Origin of the sequence: Gelidibacter sp. (genome assembly GCF_035577925.1) — a bacterium.
Lineage (GTDB): Bacteria > Bacteroidota > Bacteroidia > Flavobacteriales > Flavobacteriaceae > Gelidibacter.
Map to the genome: position 1 here is coordinate 1 of NZ_DATJCY010000210.1, position 15773 is coordinate 15773.

The 15773-nt window shown below is 35.8% G+C and carries 18 protein-coding genes and 1 tRNA gene; 9 read left to right on the top strand and 10 right to left on the bottom strand.

The features are described 5' to 3' along the window. The 6 genes from VNJ50_RS08255 to VNJ50_RS08280 form a co-directional block, all read left to right on the top strand. The coding region (locus VNJ50_RS08255) for a MotA/TolQ/ExbB proton channel family protein (protein ID WP_325580807.1) at positions 1-295 on the top strand (295 nt) is incomplete at its 5' end. A gap of 22 nt (positions 296-317) precedes the next feature. After that, positions 318-770 carry a hypothetical protein gene (locus VNJ50_RS08260; RefSeq protein ID WP_325580809.1) on the top strand — a complete coding sequence of 151 codons (453 nt, stop codon included), beginning with the start codon at positions 318-320 and terminating at the stop codon, positions 768-770. 2 nt (positions 771-772) lie between these two features. Further along, positions 773-1372 carry a biopolymer transporter ExbD gene (locus tag VNJ50_RS08265; RefSeq protein ID WP_325580811.1) on the top strand — a complete coding sequence of 200 codons (600 nt, stop codon included), beginning with the start codon at positions 773-775 and terminating at the stop codon, positions 1370-1372. A 20-nt stretch (positions 1373-1392) separates the two neighbouring features. Next, positions 1393-1878: a biopolymer transporter ExbD gene (locus VNJ50_RS08270; protein WP_325580813.1), complete on the top strand. Its 486-nt coding sequence runs from the start codon at positions 1393-1395 to the stop codon at positions 1876-1878. Positions 1879-1974: 96 nt separating this feature from the next. Then, on the top strand, positions 1975-2679 hold the full coding sequence (locus VNJ50_RS08275; RefSeq protein ID WP_325580815.1) for a porin family protein: 705 nt from the start codon (positions 1975-1977) through the stop codon (positions 2677-2679). Positions 2680-2742: 63 nt separating this feature from the next. Then, complete coding sequence (locus VNJ50_RS08280) at positions 2743-3360, top strand: outer membrane beta-barrel protein (RefSeq protein ID WP_325580817.1); 618 nt, start codon at positions 2743-2745, stop codon at positions 3358-3360. Between the two features lie 53 nt (positions 3361-3413). Here the strand turns inward: VNJ50_RS08280 and VNJ50_RS08285 are convergent, their stop codons facing one another. The 9 genes from VNJ50_RS08285 to VNJ50_RS08325 form a co-directional block, all read right to left on the bottom strand. Continuing rightward, entirely contained in the window at positions 3414-4022 is a 609-nt protein-coding gene (locus VNJ50_RS08285; protein WP_325580818.1) for a hypothetical protein, read from the bottom strand. Continuing rightward, the gene (gene rpoN, locus VNJ50_RS08290) at positions 4019-5479 is read right to left on the bottom strand and encodes an RNA polymerase factor sigma-54 (protein WP_325580819.1); all 1461 of its coding nucleotides are present in this window, start codon (positions 5477-5479) and stop codon (positions 4019-4021) included. Before rpoN ends, VNJ50_RS08285 begins: the two co-directional genes overlap by 4 nt. 136 nt (positions 5480-5615) lie before the next feature. Beyond that, positions 5616-7049: an asparagine--tRNA ligase gene (asnS, locus tag VNJ50_RS08295; protein WP_325580821.1), complete on the bottom strand. Its 1434-nt coding sequence runs from the start codon at positions 7047-7049 to the stop codon at positions 5616-5618. A gap of 152 nt (positions 7050-7201) precedes the next feature. Next, positions 7202-8485 carry a hypothetical protein gene (locus VNJ50_RS08300; protein WP_325580823.1) on the bottom strand — a complete coding sequence of 428 codons (1284 nt, stop codon included), beginning with the start codon at positions 8483-8485 and terminating at the stop codon, positions 7202-7204. A gap of 61 nt (positions 8486-8546) precedes the next feature. Further along, positions 8547-9104 carry a ribosome recycling factor gene (gene frr, locus VNJ50_RS08305; protein WP_325580825.1) on the bottom strand — a complete coding sequence of 186 codons (558 nt, stop codon included), beginning with the start codon at positions 9102-9104 and terminating at the stop codon, positions 8547-8549. Positions 9105-9166: 62 nt separating this feature from the next. Then, positions 9167-9874 (bottom strand): UMP kinase, encoded by a 708-nt coding sequence (pyrH, locus tag VNJ50_RS08310; RefSeq protein WP_325580827.1) that lies wholly within the window; start codon positions 9872-9874, stop codon positions 9167-9169. Between the two features lie 62 nt (positions 9875-9936). Next, entirely contained in the window at positions 9937-10518 is a 582-nt protein-coding gene (gene gldD, locus VNJ50_RS08315) for a gliding motility lipoprotein GldD (protein WP_325580829.1), read from the bottom strand. Continuing rightward, positions 10515-11846, bottom strand: coding sequence for a gliding motility-associated protein GldE (locus tag VNJ50_RS08320; protein ID WP_325580832.1), 1332 nt, complete (start codon positions 11844-11846; stop codon positions 10515-10517). The genes gldD and VNJ50_RS08320 overlap by 4 nt, the downstream gene beginning before the upstream one ends. Positions 11847-11869: 23 nt before the next feature. Beyond that, on the bottom strand, positions 11870-12304 hold the full coding sequence (locus tag VNJ50_RS08325) for a single-stranded DNA-binding protein (protein ID WP_325580834.1): 435 nt from the start codon (positions 12302-12304) through the stop codon (positions 11870-11872). A gap of 653 nt (positions 12305-12957) precedes the next feature. Here VNJ50_RS08325 and VNJ50_RS08330 point away from each other — a divergent pair. Next, a tRNA-Gln gene (locus VNJ50_RS08330) sits at positions 12958-13030 on the top strand. A 46-nt stretch (positions 13031-13076) separates the two neighbouring features. Here the strand turns inward: VNJ50_RS08330 and VNJ50_RS08335 are convergent. Further along, positions 13077-13901, bottom strand: a complete 825-nt coding sequence (locus VNJ50_RS08335; RefSeq protein ID WP_325580836.1) for a universal stress protein — start codon at positions 13899-13901, stop codon at positions 13077-13079. Positions 13902-14055: 154 nt separating this feature from the next. Here VNJ50_RS08335 and rimP point away from each other — a divergent pair, with 154 nt between their 5' ends. Beyond that, entirely contained in the window at positions 14056-14523 is a 468-nt protein-coding gene (gene rimP, locus VNJ50_RS08340; RefSeq protein ID WP_325580838.1) for a ribosome assembly cofactor RimP, read from the top strand. 12 nt (positions 14524-14535) lie between these two features. Then, positions 14536-15768, top strand: coding sequence for a transcription termination factor NusA (gene nusA, locus VNJ50_RS08345; protein WP_325580840.1), 1233 nt, complete (start codon positions 14536-14538; stop codon positions 15766-15768). The last annotated feature ends 5 nt before the right edge of the window (positions 15769-15773 follow it).

The following is a 15773-nucleotide window of genomic DNA, read 5'->3' on the forward strand; positions in this document are numbered from 1 at the left end:
AAACGTATCTTGGATTTCGTTGTTTATCGCTCTAGCGCCAATGTTAGGGTTCATGGGTACGGTAATCGGGATGATCCAAGCTTTTGATAAGATTGAAGCCGCTGGAGATATGCAGCCTTCACTTGTTGCGGGTGGTATTAAAGTAGCACTTTTAACAACAGTATTTGGTCTTATTGTAGCGATGATCCTTCAGGTATTTTACAACTATATCATTGCGAAAATTGACAGTATCGTTAACGATATGGAAGATGCATCTATCACATTGATGGATATGCTTGTGAGATACAAAAAATAAACCTTAGAAACTAAGTGAAATTATGAATTTATATAAAATATTAAAGATAGTAGCTGGACTTCTTGGCCTTGCAGGAATCATTTTCTTAATAATGATTATTGCAAAGGGTGATGATGCAATTACAGCTGCTGCCCTTGATGGAGACACATCCATCATGGATCCAATAACTTATGTTACTTACATTATTTTTGCATTGACTATTGGTTTTGTTTTATTTTTTGTGATCCAAAACCTGTTTGTTAGAACTGATACCTTAAAAAGTGCATTAATAGGAGCAGGGGCCTTCTTGGCTATTTTGATTGTCTCATATATGGTATCTAGTGGTGCCGATGCAGGTAACTATATTTACGACGGAGCTCCGGTAACAGAAAATGAATCGCGATTAGTAAGTGCAGGTTTAGTGTCCTTCTATATTCTTATTATAGTTGCGGCTGGAACCTTGGTATGGGCAGGACTGAAAAATTTATCTAAGTAATTATGGCAAAAAGATCAGCACCCGAAGTTAATGCAGGATCAATGGCTGATATTGCATTCTTACTTCTTATCTTTTTCTTGGTAACAACAACCATTGAAACGGATACGGGTTTAAATAGAAAATTACCTCCAATAGATGACAGTGAAGTAAAACCACCAGTTATTAGAGAGCGAAATATCTTTACGGTAAATATTAACAGACACAACCAACTTTTGGTCGAAGATCAGTTAATGGAGCTAAAAGATTTACGAAAGGCAGCCGTTGAGTTTTTGGATAATGGTGGAGGAGTGGCACCTGATGACTGTACCTATTGTAAAGGAAAAAAGGATCCACATTCATCAGATAATCCGGACAAAGCAATTATTTCATTGAAGAGTGATAGAGAAACCAAGTATGCTACTTATATCTCTGTTCAAAATGAATTGGTAGCAGCCTATAATCAATTGAGAGATCGTAGAGCTACCGAGCTTTATGGAAAGACTTTGAAAGAAATGGAAGCTAATTATAGTGATGTCAATTGGACAGGGGATAAAGTAGCTCTGAAAGAGAGAATTGAGAGAGTTAAAATTGAATACCCTCAGAAGCTATCAGAAGTTCAATAATAATTTAGAAAAACATCAATATGGCCAAATTTAATAAAAAGAAGTCAGGCGATTTACCAGCAATTTCAACAGCGTCATTACCTGACATTGTATTTATGCTATTATTCTTCTTTATGGTGGCGACAACAATGCGGGAAACGACACTAAAGATTGAAAATCACTTACCATATGCCGATCAGGTGGAAAAGCTTGAAAAGAAGGATTTGGTAATGTATATTTATATTGGAAAACCTACGGAAGCTTTTCAAAACCAGTTTGGTAAAGAAGCACGTATCCAATTGAATGACAAGTTTGCGGACTTGGTTGATATTAGATCTTTTGTGGCTGCTGAAAGAGCGTCTAAAAGAGAAGAGTTGATACCACTATTGACTGTGGCTCTTAAAGTTGATGAAGCCGCCAATATGGGGATTGTATCTGACGTTAAGCAGGAACTCAGAAAAGAGAACGCCTTAAAAATAAACTATACAACCAGAAAAGGAGATATTTCTTCCAATAAAGGAAATTAGATTATTAGTTAAATTGTATTTAAAGCATCCTAAATTTTTAGGATGCTTTTTTTTGTCTAAACTTCAATGTATAAGATTATCATTTATATTTGTAGAATGAAGACCACTTTTCTTATTGTTGTATTCTCTTGCCTGACGCCTGTGTTGTTTGCCCAAAATGGAAAAGCTATAGACTCTGTTTTGGTCGATAATAACTATCGGGAAGATCAGTTTTATTTCTCCGTAACTTATAATTTTTTAGAAAATAGGCCAAAGGAAATCAAACAAAGTGGATTTTCGAGTGGCATTCATTTTGGCGTGATTAGAGATTTTCCATTTAATGAACGTCGAAATAAAGCTTTCGGAGTTGGACTTGGATTATCGGTAAATTCCTACAACCAGAATATGCTTATTTCTAAAAATAGTGATGGGCATTTTAATTATCAAATCATTGATGAAAGCCAGATTACCGTTAAACGGAATAAGTTTACAACCTATCTTATCGAAGTTCCATTACAGTATAGATGGCGTACATCTACTGCCACAGACTATAAGTTTTGGCGTATTTATACCGGTGTGAAATTTGGTTATGTGCTTTATAATTCGTCTAAATTTACGGGTAGTATTGATGATATCAGATTGAACAGCATTGATGACTTTAATAAGTTCCAGTATGGATTGACTCTGAGTGCTGGGTATTCTACATGGAATTTTAGCGTGTATTATGGCTTGAATCCTATATTTAATAAAGATGCACAACTTGAAGGTAAATCTATTGATATGAACAATATAAAGGTAGGTTTGATATTTTATATTCTGTAAAATATTTATTTGACCCTGACGCAACCTTTTTCTATTTCAAGTATCTATAATTAAAATGGGTTTATGAAAAATATGCTTCTCCTTTTTACTGTTTTGTGTCTTTCTAGTAGTAGCATAAACGCACAATCTAATCCTTCTAAATTCAAAATTGGATTATTAGCCAAAACTGAAGATAATTCAATCTCTAAAACCTTTAGTTTTGACGAGTACACTGGATATTTTGCCAATTATAATCAAACAAATTATAGTGTTGGATTGAGCTTTGAATATTTGTTAAAGTCAAACTTGTCCATAAATACTGGCGTTAATTATTCTGATAAAGATTTTGAAGGCACCTTTTACTGTGCGGTCTGTGAGTATATCGTTGCGCCAACTCCTCAGAAAGTCGATTTTAAATTCATAGAAGTTCCGTTGACTTTAAAATACTATTTTCTAAAGGATAGTTTGAAACCTTATGGCAAGTTTGGTGTTAATAACTTATTTTCACTTAATGAAGATGTTGTTGATAATTCCTATGCTTTAGCCATTCAAATAGGTGCTGGGGTTTCTTTCCAATTGACTAACAGATTATCTATTATAGCCGAGGTTGATTATGACCATGGCATTACTAAATTTTATGACCAATCGGATTTTAAGCTAAAAACTTTTGGATTTGGGGTCGGCTTTATGGCGCACTTATAGCTTGTATTTACGATACCATAAAAGACCTTTTTTGCGCAATTTAGCACATTTTCTTAAAGCCAATAATTCAATAATAGCAGTTGTGGTACAAGTCCTATAAAAAGTCCCATAAGTAATTCGGCATTGGTATGTGCTTTTAAATGCAATCTGGACGTCGCTATGGCGCCAAGAATAATGCACATTACGGCAATACTTCCATTGATATTGATTTTAAAATGGATGCTCAAAGCCACGGCAAACATAAAAAAACCTGCACTTCCAATCATGTGGATACTTGCTTTAAACCTAAGAATAGCCAGTATCAAACAAGCTAATGACGAAAATAGAATGCCTAAATAGAAATAGTATAATTCAGGTATTTCATCGTGAGGTAAAACCCTGTTGAGTATAAGGCCGGTAATGAATACGTTTAAAATTAGCGGAATGATACGTTCTTTGGTCGTTTTTAAATCTAATGATTCTACTTGTCTAATGGTTTTGAGTAAAAAATACAGAAGTATTGGTAATATAATGGTCAAAATTGTAATGGAAAAGACCTTTGCTCTTATCACAGGTTCTGGAATAAAACGTGGTGTTTTAGTGAAATAGAAGACAAGCCCTAGCAAAGGCATAATTAATGGATGAAAAATGTAGGAGATACTCTTTAAAAGATAATGTATCATAATTGTTTTCGTAAACGTGCCACAGGTATATCCAATTGTTCTCTGTATTTTGCTACCGTACGCCGTGCAATAGGATAGCCTTTTTCTAATAAGATCGACGCCAATCGCTCGTCAGTTAGTGGTTTGCGTTTATTTTCATCTTCAATAACGGTTTCCAGAATCTTTTTAATTTCACGGGTCGACACTTCTTCACCTTGATCATTGGTCATGGATTCCGAAAAGAATTCCTTAATCAATTTCGTCCCATATGGTGTATCTACATATTTGCTATTGGCAACTCGTGATACTGTTGAAACATCCATTTCAATTTCGTCAGCAATATCCTTTAAGATCATTGGGCGCAGTTTACGTTCGTCTCCAGTTAAAAAATATTCCTTTTGATAATGCATAATGGCGCTCATGGTAACAAATAAAGTTTGTTGACGTTGCTTGATAGCTTCAATAAACCATTTGGCAGCATCCAATTTCTGTTTGATGAACTGCACCGCATCTTTTTGTGATTTGGTCTTGTCCTTGGCTTCTTTATAGCCTTTCATCATGTCTGTATATTCACGAGAAACATGAAGTTCGGGCGCGTTTCGGCCATTAAGTGTCAATTCCAATTCGCCATCTACAATCCTAATAGCAAAATCAGGGACAATATGTTCTACAACCCGATTATTGCCTGCATACGAACCACCTGGTTTAGGATTAAGACGCTCAATTTCATCAATGGCATCTTTGAGCTGTAATTCTGTAATATCGAATTTTTGAATTAATTTTTTATAATGTTTTTTCGTAAACTGATCAAAAGCAGTATCAATAATTTGAATGGCCAATTCCACATCCGGATTTTTTTCCTTGCGATGTAGTTGAATACTCAAACATTCTTGAAGGTTACGTGCACCAACACCGGCCGGATCTAATTGATGGACAATATGGAGCACTTTTTCTATTGATTTTTCATCCGTAAACACATTTTGAGTAAAGGCCAAATCATCAGTAATTTCCGATAATGAACGCCTGATATAACCGCTGTCATCAACACTGCCTACTAAAAATTCGGCAATATCGCGTTCCTCGTCCGTAAGCCGAAAGGTGTTTAATTGCGTGTTTAAATATTGCGTAAAAGAAGTGCCCGCCGCAAATGGAATATCTCTATCCTCATCATCTGCACTGTAATTATTGACTTGGGTTCTATAATCCGGAATATCATCATCACTCAAATATTCGTCAACGTTAATATCTTCCCCAATTTGTTCGTTCTCTTCGTAATCGTCCTGAGTATTGTCAAATTCGTCAAATTTGTCCTCATAATCATCATCTTCCTTTCCCGATTCCAAAGCTGGGTTTTCTTCCATTTCTTGCTTTAAACGTTGTTCAAATGCTTGTGTAGGCAACTGAATCAACTTCATGAGCTGAATTTGTTGCGGCGACAACTTTTGTGATAATTTGAACTGTAAATACTGTTTAAGCATAAGTGCAATAGGTTTGTCTTTAAAAATAGAAAAAACAATCTATATAAGTGAAAAATGTAGATTGTTTTGTAAAAACTTTATGTTTTTAAAGTTCTTACGGTTCAAAAGAATCGAGCCGTAAGAACTTTTTAATTTTTTAGAATTCTGCATTTTGAGGCGTTCTCGGAAAAGGAATCACGTCGCGGATGTTGCCCATTCCTGTTGCAAACATTACCAAACGCTCAAAACCAAGTCCAAAACCAGAATGCACGGCAGTACCGTATTTGCGTAATTCCAAATACCACCACAATTCTTCCTCATCAATATTTAAGGCTTTCATTTTTTCAATTAAAACCTCCAAGCGTTCTTCACGTTGTGATCCTCCAACCATTTCGCCAATACCTGGGAACAAAATATCCATGGCGCGAACGGTTTTTCCATCTTCGTTCAAACGCATATAGAATGCTTTGATATTGGCTGGATAATCAAATAAAATCACCGGGCGTTTAAAGTGTTTTTCAACCAAGAAACGCTCGTGCTCACTTTGAAGATCCGCACCCCATTCTGTAATAAGATATTTGAATTGTTTCTTTTTATTAGGTTTTGAATCCATCAAAATATCAATCGCTTCGGTATAACTGACACGTTTAAAGTTATTGTCGATAACAAACTTCAGTTTTTCAATCAAACTCATTTCCGAACGTTCTGCTTGAGGTTTTGATTTTTCTTCCTCTAATAAACGTTGCTCTAAAAACTCCAGATCTTCAAGATTATGATCTAAAACATATTTTAAAACATACTTTAAAAAATCTTCGGCAAGATCCATGTTACCCGCCAAATCCATAAAAGCAACTTCAGGTTCAATCATCCAGAATTCGGCTAAATGGCGTGAAGTATTTGAATTTTCAGCTCTAAAAGTTGGTCCAAAAGTATATACTTTACCTAATGACATGGCATAGGCTTCAGCTTCCAATTGTCCAGAAACGGTCAAATTGGTTTCCTTTCCAAAGAAATCTTCTTTATAATCTACTTTACCATCATCAGTTAGTGGCGGATTTTTAGGATCTAATGTAGTCACTCGAAACATCTCGCCTGCACCTTCAGCGTCACTTCCTGTAATGATTGGCGTGTGCATATAGTAAAATCCGTTTTCATTAAAATAACGATGAATGGCAAATGAAAGTGATGAGCGCAAGCGCATCACGGCACTAAACGTATTGGTTCGGGTACGCAAGTGGGCATTTTCGCGTAAGAATTCAAAGGAATGTTTTTTAGGTTGGATCGGGAACGTCTCCGGATCAGAATCACCTAGAATAACGATCTTTTCTACTTGAATTTCAACAGATTGTCCTTTGCCTTGACTTTCTGTCAACTGACCTATAATATGTACGGCTGCACCAGTAGTTATACGTTTTAATGTTTTTTCGTCGGTATTTTCAAAATCAACAACACATTGAATATTATGGAGTGACGATCCATCATTTAGAGCGATAAAACGATTGGCTCTAAAGGTTCTCACCCAGCCTTTGATGTCAACGTCTTCCGATTTAAAATCGGCCCTTAATAGTTCTGCAACAGTTTTTGATGTCATGGTCATAAATTTAAGTGTGCAAAGATAAAAAAAGCCTATAAGGTTTCAATGTTTAAAGGGGAAAATAGGGGTGAAAAGGATGATAATTGCTGTTTTGAATCTTGATGTGTCAATTTAAAACGGAGAAATAGCAATTAAAACCTTGAAAGGGGTTATAGCGAAAGATTAAAAGTAAATTTCAGTGCGACATTGTCGGTAAGCTTAGGAAGATGATAAGCACCATAGCGGTAAGCAAAACTTAATCCGAAACCAAGAATAATTTTGTTCAATTCAAGACCGGCTTCCGAATAACCTTTGCTAAGCGTGCCAAAAGTAATGCCTTGATGGCGATCTATGGCACTCATGTTTCCTAATGCAAATCGTGAAATCAATACCACTTGGGGTTGGAAGTGCTTTGAAATATGAAAAGGTTTCAGATGATGTTTAAGTTGAAGTGTTGCAAATCGATCTGAAAAAAACTCATTAAAATACATGGTTTCAAAACTGTTGATACCGGCTACGGAAAACCGATTTAAAATGGTAAGTTTATTGATATTATTAGGATAGGCATGGTACATATTGGTCAATGGAATTTGACCTTTGGCTAATCCACCCGTTAATGAGGCTTCAGAAAAAGAAGAACCTTGGGTATTGTGGTCTAATTTGTAAATGGTCCTAAAATCGACTTTGGTAAAATTGAAATCACTGTCAAGTACACCTTTAAAACTTTTGGATACTTGAAGTGTGAAGTTTGGAAATCCTTCTTTCTCTACCACAACATCATCAACCTTTTCAAAGGTATTGAACGGATTCCATTGCAAAGATATTTTTGCAATACTCATTCTGAATTTCTCAAAAACCGTGTCGTCTACAAAAAAGGTATAGTCATAAGTTGGGTCTATGTTACTCCTTGAGAGGTTGGTGTCTGATAGTAAATAAGGCGTGATCCGATGTTCGAGTGAAATGGATTTTGTAATGTGATGATGAAATAGGCTAATATTCAGTAATCGCGGTTCAAAGAATGAAAAGAAGCGTTTGTCCGTTAAAAAAGTAGAGCTTCCTGTTTCTTGCAAATCATCGGTATAGGACCAGTTTACCCAAGTGGAAGAGGCTTTTGATAATCTAAAACCACCGCCAATGCTGTACTTGTATTTATGATCTTTAAAACCGTAAACGAGATAGCCGTTCATCCGGTATTTGTCCGATAATTGGTCGTTGGTTCTTCCGCCCAGGCCTGTTCTTATTCCTTCGTATTGGTTGTATTTTATGAGATATCTAAGATCAATATCAATATATTTTGTCGGGAAGAAACCATTTCCGAGCTGTTTAAAGAACTTGCTTTTTCTGATAGAGTCCTGATAAACAAGTGTTAATGTGTCGCCAGATTTGACAGCAACCTCCGACTGTGCTGAGTAGATAAAAATAAAAAATAAAAGGAGAGCACAGTATTTTTGCATAAAACGAAGGATCGATAATTGTTTTAACGTTAAAAAAAGCGACTTTTGAGTCGCTTTAAATTTATACGGTCATGATTTCCTTTTCTTTTACTTCTAAGGCTTCATCAATTTTTTTAACGTATTTATCGGTCAATTGTTGTACTTCATTTTCAGCACTTTTTTGAATATCTTCGGATACATCACTCAATTTCTTGATTTCGGTATTAGCGTCTTTCCGTGCACTTCGCACCCCAATTTTGGCGTCTTCGGCTTCCGCTTTCGCTTGTTTGGCCAATTCGCGACGACGTTCTTCAGTTAATGGCGGAACGCTAATGATGATCAAATCGCCATTGTTCATTGGGTTAAAGCCCAAGTTTGCGATTTGTATGCCTTTTTCAATTTCTTGGATCATCTTTTTTTCCCAAGGCTGTACGGTTATGGTTCGTCCGTCTGGGGTATTTATGTTGGCAATTTGGCTTAATGGTGTTTGAGCGCCATAATAATTAACCATAACACTGCCCAACATGGCTGGGCTTGCTTTTCCTGCCCTGATGTTTGCAAACTGCTTTTCAAGATGCTTGATGGCATTGCCCATAGCTTCTTTTGTACTATCTAGTATAAATATGATGTCTTCGTTCATCGTTGTTATTTTTAATTTCTAAAACATTTTAAAAATCAGTCAATTTTTTAATTCCCGTTAGATTAAAGATTGACTGTTGTTCCGATTTTTTCTCCAGAAACCACTTTTAAAAGATTCCCTTTCTTGTTCATATCAAAAACTATAATTGGCAATTCGTTTTCTTGGCTCAAGGTAAACGCTGTAGTATCCATCACTTTTAGGCCTTTGCTCAAAACATCATCAAAAGTAATATGGTCAAATTTTACAGCAGAGGTATCTTTTTCAGGATCTTTATTGTAAATTCCATCTACGCGAGTGCCTTTTAGGATGACATTGGCCTCAATTTCTATGGCTCTTAAAACTGCAGCAGAATCGGTTGTGAAATAAGGATTTCCGGTACCGCCGCCAAAAATTACCACACGGCCTTTTTCTAAATGGCGCATGGCTTTTCTTCTTATAAATGGCTCTGCTACTTGGTTGATATGAACTGCCGATTGTAAGCGGGTTGGGATTCCTGCATCTTCCAATGCGCTCTGTAATGCCAATCCGTTAATAACTGTTGCCAACATGCCCATGTGGTCACCTTGAACGCGATCCATGCCATGGCTTGCTCCTGCAACACCTCTAAAAATATTTCCACCACCAATAACGATGGCTACTTCAACTCCTAAATCGGTTATTAACTTAATGTCTTCGGCATATTCAGACAAGCGTTGCGGATCAATTCCGTATTGTCTGTTTCCCATTAAAGCCTCGCCTGATAGTTTGAGTAGAATTCTCTTGTATTTCATGTGTTGTGTTGAAAAGTTTAGCAAATATAATGATTATTGTAATTTACAAAAGTAGAAGTTGCTTATTTCCATTTTAAGGTTTCCATGATGTGCCTGATGTCCTTTTTTAAATAATCGGCAGCAGGTAAGATGGAATCATAATTTGGTTTGGCGTAAAAATAAAGCGATCCATTTAGAAAATGGTTGATGCTATCCGTAACATAAAATTGAGATTGCGATGCGGCATTACCACCAATTTCATAGAACATACCATAAACCCGATGTTCTGGGTTTTCGTATAGATTGCCTTCAATGATATCTGCTTTTTGAGTGTGTTCTTGGGTAAGGTTTTGTGATTCGCGAATCAATGTCATTAGGTTGTCATCGGTTACTTTTATATAAGTGAGGTAGATGGTGCCCTTTAACGCCGGATAATCAATATTGATTCCTAAAGATCCTGTTTTTTCATCGGTTTTGACTTTTCTTACGTGTGGTGCCAAGGTGTTTTTTTCGAATATAAAAGGCAAATCGTTTTCGGTTTCTATATATTTTGCTGGTGGATAATCCAATCGCAAATACCCTTTTGGTTTAGGGACTGGGTCATTGCCGCACGAAAAACAAATGCAAGCTATGAATCCAAGGGCTAAAACTTTGAATTTTGTCATTTTAAAATGGTGAATTTTACTTGTTTGATGCGCTTTTTGTCCAAAGCCTCAATAGTGAATGCGTAATTTTTGAAATTTATCTTGCTGTTTCGTCTTGGGAAAACTCCTGAGATTTCAAGGACAAAACCAGCAATGGTTTCAGCCTCTCCTTTATGGTTTTCAAAATCAGATTCGTCATCAAGATCGATGATTTTATAAAATTCTTTTAACGTGGTTTTACCATCAAAGGTATAGTTGTAGTCATCAATTTTGGTGAAGATTAAATCGTCATCGTCAAACTCATCACTAATATCTCCAACAATTTCTTCAATAATGTCTTCTAAAGAAACAATCCCAGAAGTGCCTCCATATTCATCAACCACGACCGCAAGATGGACTTTTTTCTCTTGAAATTCGGCCATTAAATCATCCAGTTTTTTGTTTTCTGGCACAAAAAAAGGTTCGCGCAGCAGGGTGATCCAATCAAATTGTTTTCGGTCTATATAAGGTAAAAGATCCTTAACGTAGAGGACGCCCACAACATTATCAATGGTTTCTTTATAAACAGGAATTCTTGAATACCCATTTTCTACAACTTCAGATATAATTTCGGAGTATTTTTGGTCCACGGATAAAGCAAAAATATCAATACGAGGACGCATCACTTGTTTGGTGTAAGTGTTTCCAAATGAGACGATGCCTTGTAGTATTTTGTGCTCTTCCATGGTCGTTTCATGTTCATCCGTTAGCTCTAAAGCTTGAGATAGTTGGTTGACACTGATGTTGGATTTCTGTTTGCCTAATTTGTTGTGAATTCCGAGTGTGATGGAGCGCATGGGTAAACTTATTGGCGAAAATAGAACGTCTAGGACTTTAATGGGTTGTGCCATAAATGTTGCAAACTTTATCCTATTTCTATTGGCATAAATCTTTGGAAGGATTTCACCAAAAAGCAAAATCAGAAAAGTGGCAACAACCACATCAAAAATAAATGCAAGATCTATTTTATATTCTAAAACCTGGACTACCATATTTCGTCCTTCAAATACAATTTCGCTTAAAGTGGCAAAGAGCAATACCGCTGCAATATTGATAAAGTTATTAGCAACGAGAATGGTTGCCAATAATTTTTTAGGACGTTCCAAAAGTTTTGAGATAATTTGGAATGCGACAGACTTTTGCTGCAATCCATTGTCAATATCCGCTCTTGTTAAAGAGAAAAAAGCAACTTCTGCACCCGAAATTAGTGCGGAACACGTGAGTAATATAAGTATTGAAATAACTCCTATAATTAACGAGAAGTTATCGGAAGCTAGAAAGATTAGGAATTGCGTGGGTTCGGGATCCAAGACCAATGAATTAGTTAGATGTTTTAAAATGGTAAATCGTCATTTTGTTCGGGTTCTTCAATGTTTTTATTAGGAGCTATTGAAGATGGTCCCTGATTTGAATGATTTTCTTGGCTTTCTGATTTTGTAGTCAGAAATGTAAAATCTGTACAGTGAATTTCGGTAGAATAACGTTCGATGCCTTTATCATCAGTCCATTTTCTTGTTTTGATGCGTCCTTCAATATAAACTTTGTCGCCTTTGCTTAAGTATTTTTCACATATTTCGGCGGCTTTATTGCGTACTACAATGTTATGCCATTCGGTATTGGTAACGCGTTCGTTGGTTTGTTTGCTTATGTACGTCTCGTTGGTGGCCAAAGGAAACCTGCCAATGCAATTTTTTTCATCAAAATAATGCATTTTCACATCGTCTCCCAAGTGACCGATTAACATCACTTTATTTAAAGTTCCTGACATAATATATTGAAATTCTACCTGCAAAATTAACCATTTGCTTTGACTTTTTTAAAAGTAATGAAAAAATATCAATTTTTATCTATTGTACTATTTAATTAAGCTTCTTGATATGAAAGTTTATTTACTGTATATAAAGTATAATAACAGTATAATCAGTTCGTTGCATTTATTTTTAGGCTGATGTTTTTTATTTTGAGTTATCGTATTAATAAGAGCCTGTTTAAATTTTAGCGAAATATTTATTTTGGAAGTATTTATTTTTCTTGGTTGTATTTTCATGCTCTACTTAGTATCTTTTAACCATTGAATACTTGATTTCGCCCACTAAATCTGCATTATCAAAAACTAAAATCTATCTAAAAGGAACTATAGAAAATCAAACTATAACTTTTACACAAGCTCTAAAATTTGAACACGCTATAAATATGATTATTTGAAGGTTGAAATTTGTTCTTATAATTGTTTAAAGCTATAATAGGCTTGATATTGCAGATTTTGTTTGTTTAAATTTTCAATAGCATGGCATTAGATTTACTTCATTATCAATTAAAAAGATGTTCTTTGTAAAAGACGAATGAAAAATTGTGTTTTTTCTTTACAAAATGTTTGCAAAAGTAGAAGTTAATTGTAAATTTGCATCCTCAATTAGAGATTGGCCCATGGTGTAACTGGCAACACGTCTGGTTTTGGTCCAGAAGAGTCTAGGTTCGAGCCCTAGTGGGCCAACAAGAATTGAAATCCCGATTTAGCAATAAGTCGGGATTTTTCGTTTTTAAATCTTAAAGGTTATTACAGGTCTTTTGGCATGGTTGACTACATCTTCACCAATACTTCCATTAAAGAAGTGCGCAATTCCTTGTCTGCCATGAGTGCTAATCCCAATCAAATCTGCATCGATTTCTTTGGCAAAATTCAAAATCCCAGCTTCTACGCTTTCATCATTATAAATATGGATAGTATAATCCATGAAGTCATAATCTTTGATGAAATCTTCTATCCGACGATTAGCTTCGGAGGTTGAAATAAAATTATTGGCCGTGTTGACCATCAGCAGATACATTTTTGCTCCAAATGCCTTGGCAAATTCTGTAGCCTGTCTGTAAGTTTCTTTGTTATCCTTTTTAAAATCGGATGCAAAAACAAAACGGTCTATGTTAAATTTGTCATGGCTGCTTTTAATTACCAAAACGGGGATGTGGGAGGTGCGAACTACTTTTTCGGCATTGGAGCCAATAAACATCTCCTTAAATCCGCTAGCACCATAAGATCCCATAACAATGAGGTCCACATTGTGTTCATGGCATGTATCAACAATGCCGCTGAATGATGGGAAGTTTTTTACAATATCATGGACCTTGACCCCTTTGAGGAATTCTTTTGCCAATAATGCTTCAAACCGTTGCTCTGCCAGTTTTATGAAAAACATGGCTTCGGGTACAGCGCTTGGGCTGTTCATCACATCAAAATCTTGCATGGGGAGTTCTAGCATGTGGAGTAAATAAATTTCGGAATCGTATTTTTTAGCTAATTGAACGGCTACTTTTAAGGCGTTCTCTGCTTGCTCTGAGAAGTCTGTAGGGACCAATATTTTTTTCATAATACAAGAAATTGTTCAATAAATATAAAAATAATAATTGAAATCGACTTTATATGCTTTGGATAAATCAATAATAAAATTGTATATTTGCACCGCTGAATGATAAAAGAAAACATGAGGGGACAAGGGAGTCCCCTCTTTTTATACTAATATAATGCTAAGCGAAACCATAGTTAAAGATTTGATAGAGCGAGGATTGGAGGAGAGGCCAGATCTTTTTTTAATCGATTTTAGTTTGCTTCCCGATAATAAAATCACCGTTGTGATTGACGGTGATAATGGTGTGACTGTTGAGGATTGTATATTCATGAGCCGTGCCATAGAACATAATTTGGATAGGGAAGACGATGATTTTTCGTTAGATGTGGCTTCAGCTGGAGCAACTTCTCCTTTGGTAAATAAAAGACAGTACAAAAAAAATATCGGCAGAACTTTAGAGGTTAAGGCAAATCCCGATGTAAATATTGAAGGTGTTTTGACTGAAGTTGATGATATTGAAGTAACTTTGGAGTGGAGCGCAAAAGAACCAAAGCCAGTAGGTAAAGGTAAGACAGAGGTAATAAAGCAGGCTAAAATTAAATATGAGGATATTTTAGAAGCTAAAGTGATAATAAAATTTTAATTCGAAGTAATTATGGAAAATATAGCGTTAATTGATTCTTTTTCAGAATTTAAAGACGATAAATTAATAGATCGTGTAACGTTAATGGCAATTTTAGAAGATGTTTTAAGAAACGCTCTAAAAAAGAAGTATGGTGATGACGATAACTTTGATATCATTATAAATCCTGATAAAGGGGATTTGGAGATTTGGAGAAACAGGATTGTTGTGGCTGATGGTGAGGTAGAAGAACCTAATCAGGAAATTGAATTGTCCGAAGCGCGTAAAATTGAACCTGACTTTGAAGTTGGTGAAGATGTAGCAGAAGAAGTGAAGCTTATTGATTTAGGAAGACGTTCGATTTTGGCATTACGTCAAAATCTGATTTCTAAAATCCATGAGCATGACAATACTAACATTTACAAACATTTCAAGGATCTAGTTGGCGATATTTATACTGCAGAAGTACATCATATTCGTCATAGAGCCATTATCCTTTTGGATGATGAAGGCAACGAAATCATCCTTCCAAAAGAAAAACAAATTCCATCCGATTTTTTCCGCAAAGGTGAAAATGTAAAAGGAATTATTGAAAGCGTCGAGTTAAAAGGAAACAAGCCAACCATTATCATGTCTAGAACAGCTGATGTGTTTTTGGAAAAATTATTTGAGCAGGAAATTCCCGAAGTTTTTGACGGACTGATTACAATCAAGAAAGTGGTTAGAATGCCAGGCGAAAAGGCTAAAGTAGCAGTCGATTCTTATGATGATAGAATTGATCCCGTTGGCGCTTGTGTAGGTATGAAAGGTTCAAGAATACATGGTATTGTAAGAGAGTTGGGCAATGAGAATATTGACGTAATCAATTATACCAATAACGTTCAACTGTTCATTACCCGTGCCTTGAGTCCGGCAAGAGTGACCTCTGTAAAGATCAATGAAGAGACTAAACGTGCCGAAGTAATTCTTAAACCCGAGGAGGTTAGCAAAGCGATTGGTAGAGGCGGTCATAACATCCGTTTGGCAGGGCAATTAACGGGTTATGAGATTGATGTGTTTAGAGAAGGCGCAGAAGAAGATGTCGAATTATCAGAATTTACGGACGAAATTGAAGGCTGGATTATTGCAGAATTCAGCAAAGCAGGTTTAGATACCGCCAAGAGTATATTAGAGCAAGATGTTCAGGATTTGGTTAAAAGAACCGATTTAGAAGAAGAAACCATTTTAGATGTTATCAGGATTCTTAAGGAAGAATTTGAAGAATAACACAT

Bases quoted from the DNA above. Each gene is read 5' to 3' on its own strand.
- VNJ50_RS08285 (WP_325580818.1), bottom strand. From the start codon at position 4,022: ATGATACATTATCTTTTAAAGAGTATCTCCTACATTTTTCATCCATTA.
- VNJ50_RS08300 (WP_325580823.1), bottom strand. From the start codon at position 8,485: ATGCAAAAATACTGTGCTCTCCTTTTATTTTTTATTTTTATCTACTCA.
- rpoN (WP_325580819.1), bottom strand. From the start codon at position 5,479: ATGCTTAAACAGTATTTACAGTTCAAATTATCACAAAAGTTGTCGCCG.
- VNJ50_RS08260 (WP_325580809.1), top strand. From the start codon at position 318: ATGAATTTATATAAAATATTAAAGATAGTAGCTGGACTTCTTGGCCTT.
- VNJ50_RS08325 (WP_325580834.1), bottom strand. From the start codon at position 12,304: ATGTCAGGAACTTTAAATAAAGTGATGTTAATCGGTCACTTGGGAGAC.
- VNJ50_RS08265 (WP_325580811.1), top strand. From the start codon at position 773: ATGGCAAAAAGATCAGCACCCGAAGTTAATGCAGGATCAATGGCTGAT.
- pyrH (WP_325580827.1), bottom strand. From the start codon at position 9,874: ATGAAATACAAGAGAATTCTACTCAAACTATCAGGCGAGGCTTTAATG.
- VNJ50_RS08335 (WP_325580836.1), bottom strand. From the start codon at position 13,901: ATGAAAAAAATATTGGTCCCTACAGACTTCTCAGAGCAAGCAGAGAAC.
- asnS (WP_325580821.1), bottom strand. From the start codon at position 7,049: ATGACATCAAAAACTGTTGCAGAACTATTAAGGGCCGATTTTAAATCG.
- VNJ50_RS08270 (WP_325580813.1), top strand. From the start codon at position 1,393: ATGGCCAAATTTAATAAAAAGAAGTCAGGCGATTTACCAGCAATTTCA.
- VNJ50_RS08275 (WP_325580815.1), top strand. From the start codon at position 1,975: ATGAAGACCACTTTTCTTATTGTTGTATTCTCTTGCCTGACGCCTGTG.
- gldD (WP_325580829.1), bottom strand. From the start codon at position 10,518: ATGACAAAATTCAAAGTTTTAGCCCTTGGATTCATAGCTTGCATTTGT.
- VNJ50_RS08280 (WP_325580817.1), top strand. From the start codon at position 2,743: ATGAAAAATATGCTTCTCCTTTTTACTGTTTTGTGTCTTTCTAGTAGT.
- rimP (WP_325580838.1), top strand. From the start codon at position 14,056: ATGCTAAGCGAAACCATAGTTAAAGATTTGATAGAGCGAGGATTGGAG.
- nusA (WP_325580840.1), top strand. From the start codon at position 14,536: ATGGAAAATATAGCGTTAATTGATTCTTTTTCAGAATTTAAAGACGAT.
- frr (WP_325580825.1), bottom strand. From the start codon at position 9,104: ATGAACGAAGACATCATATTTATACTAGATAGTACAAAAGAAGCTATG.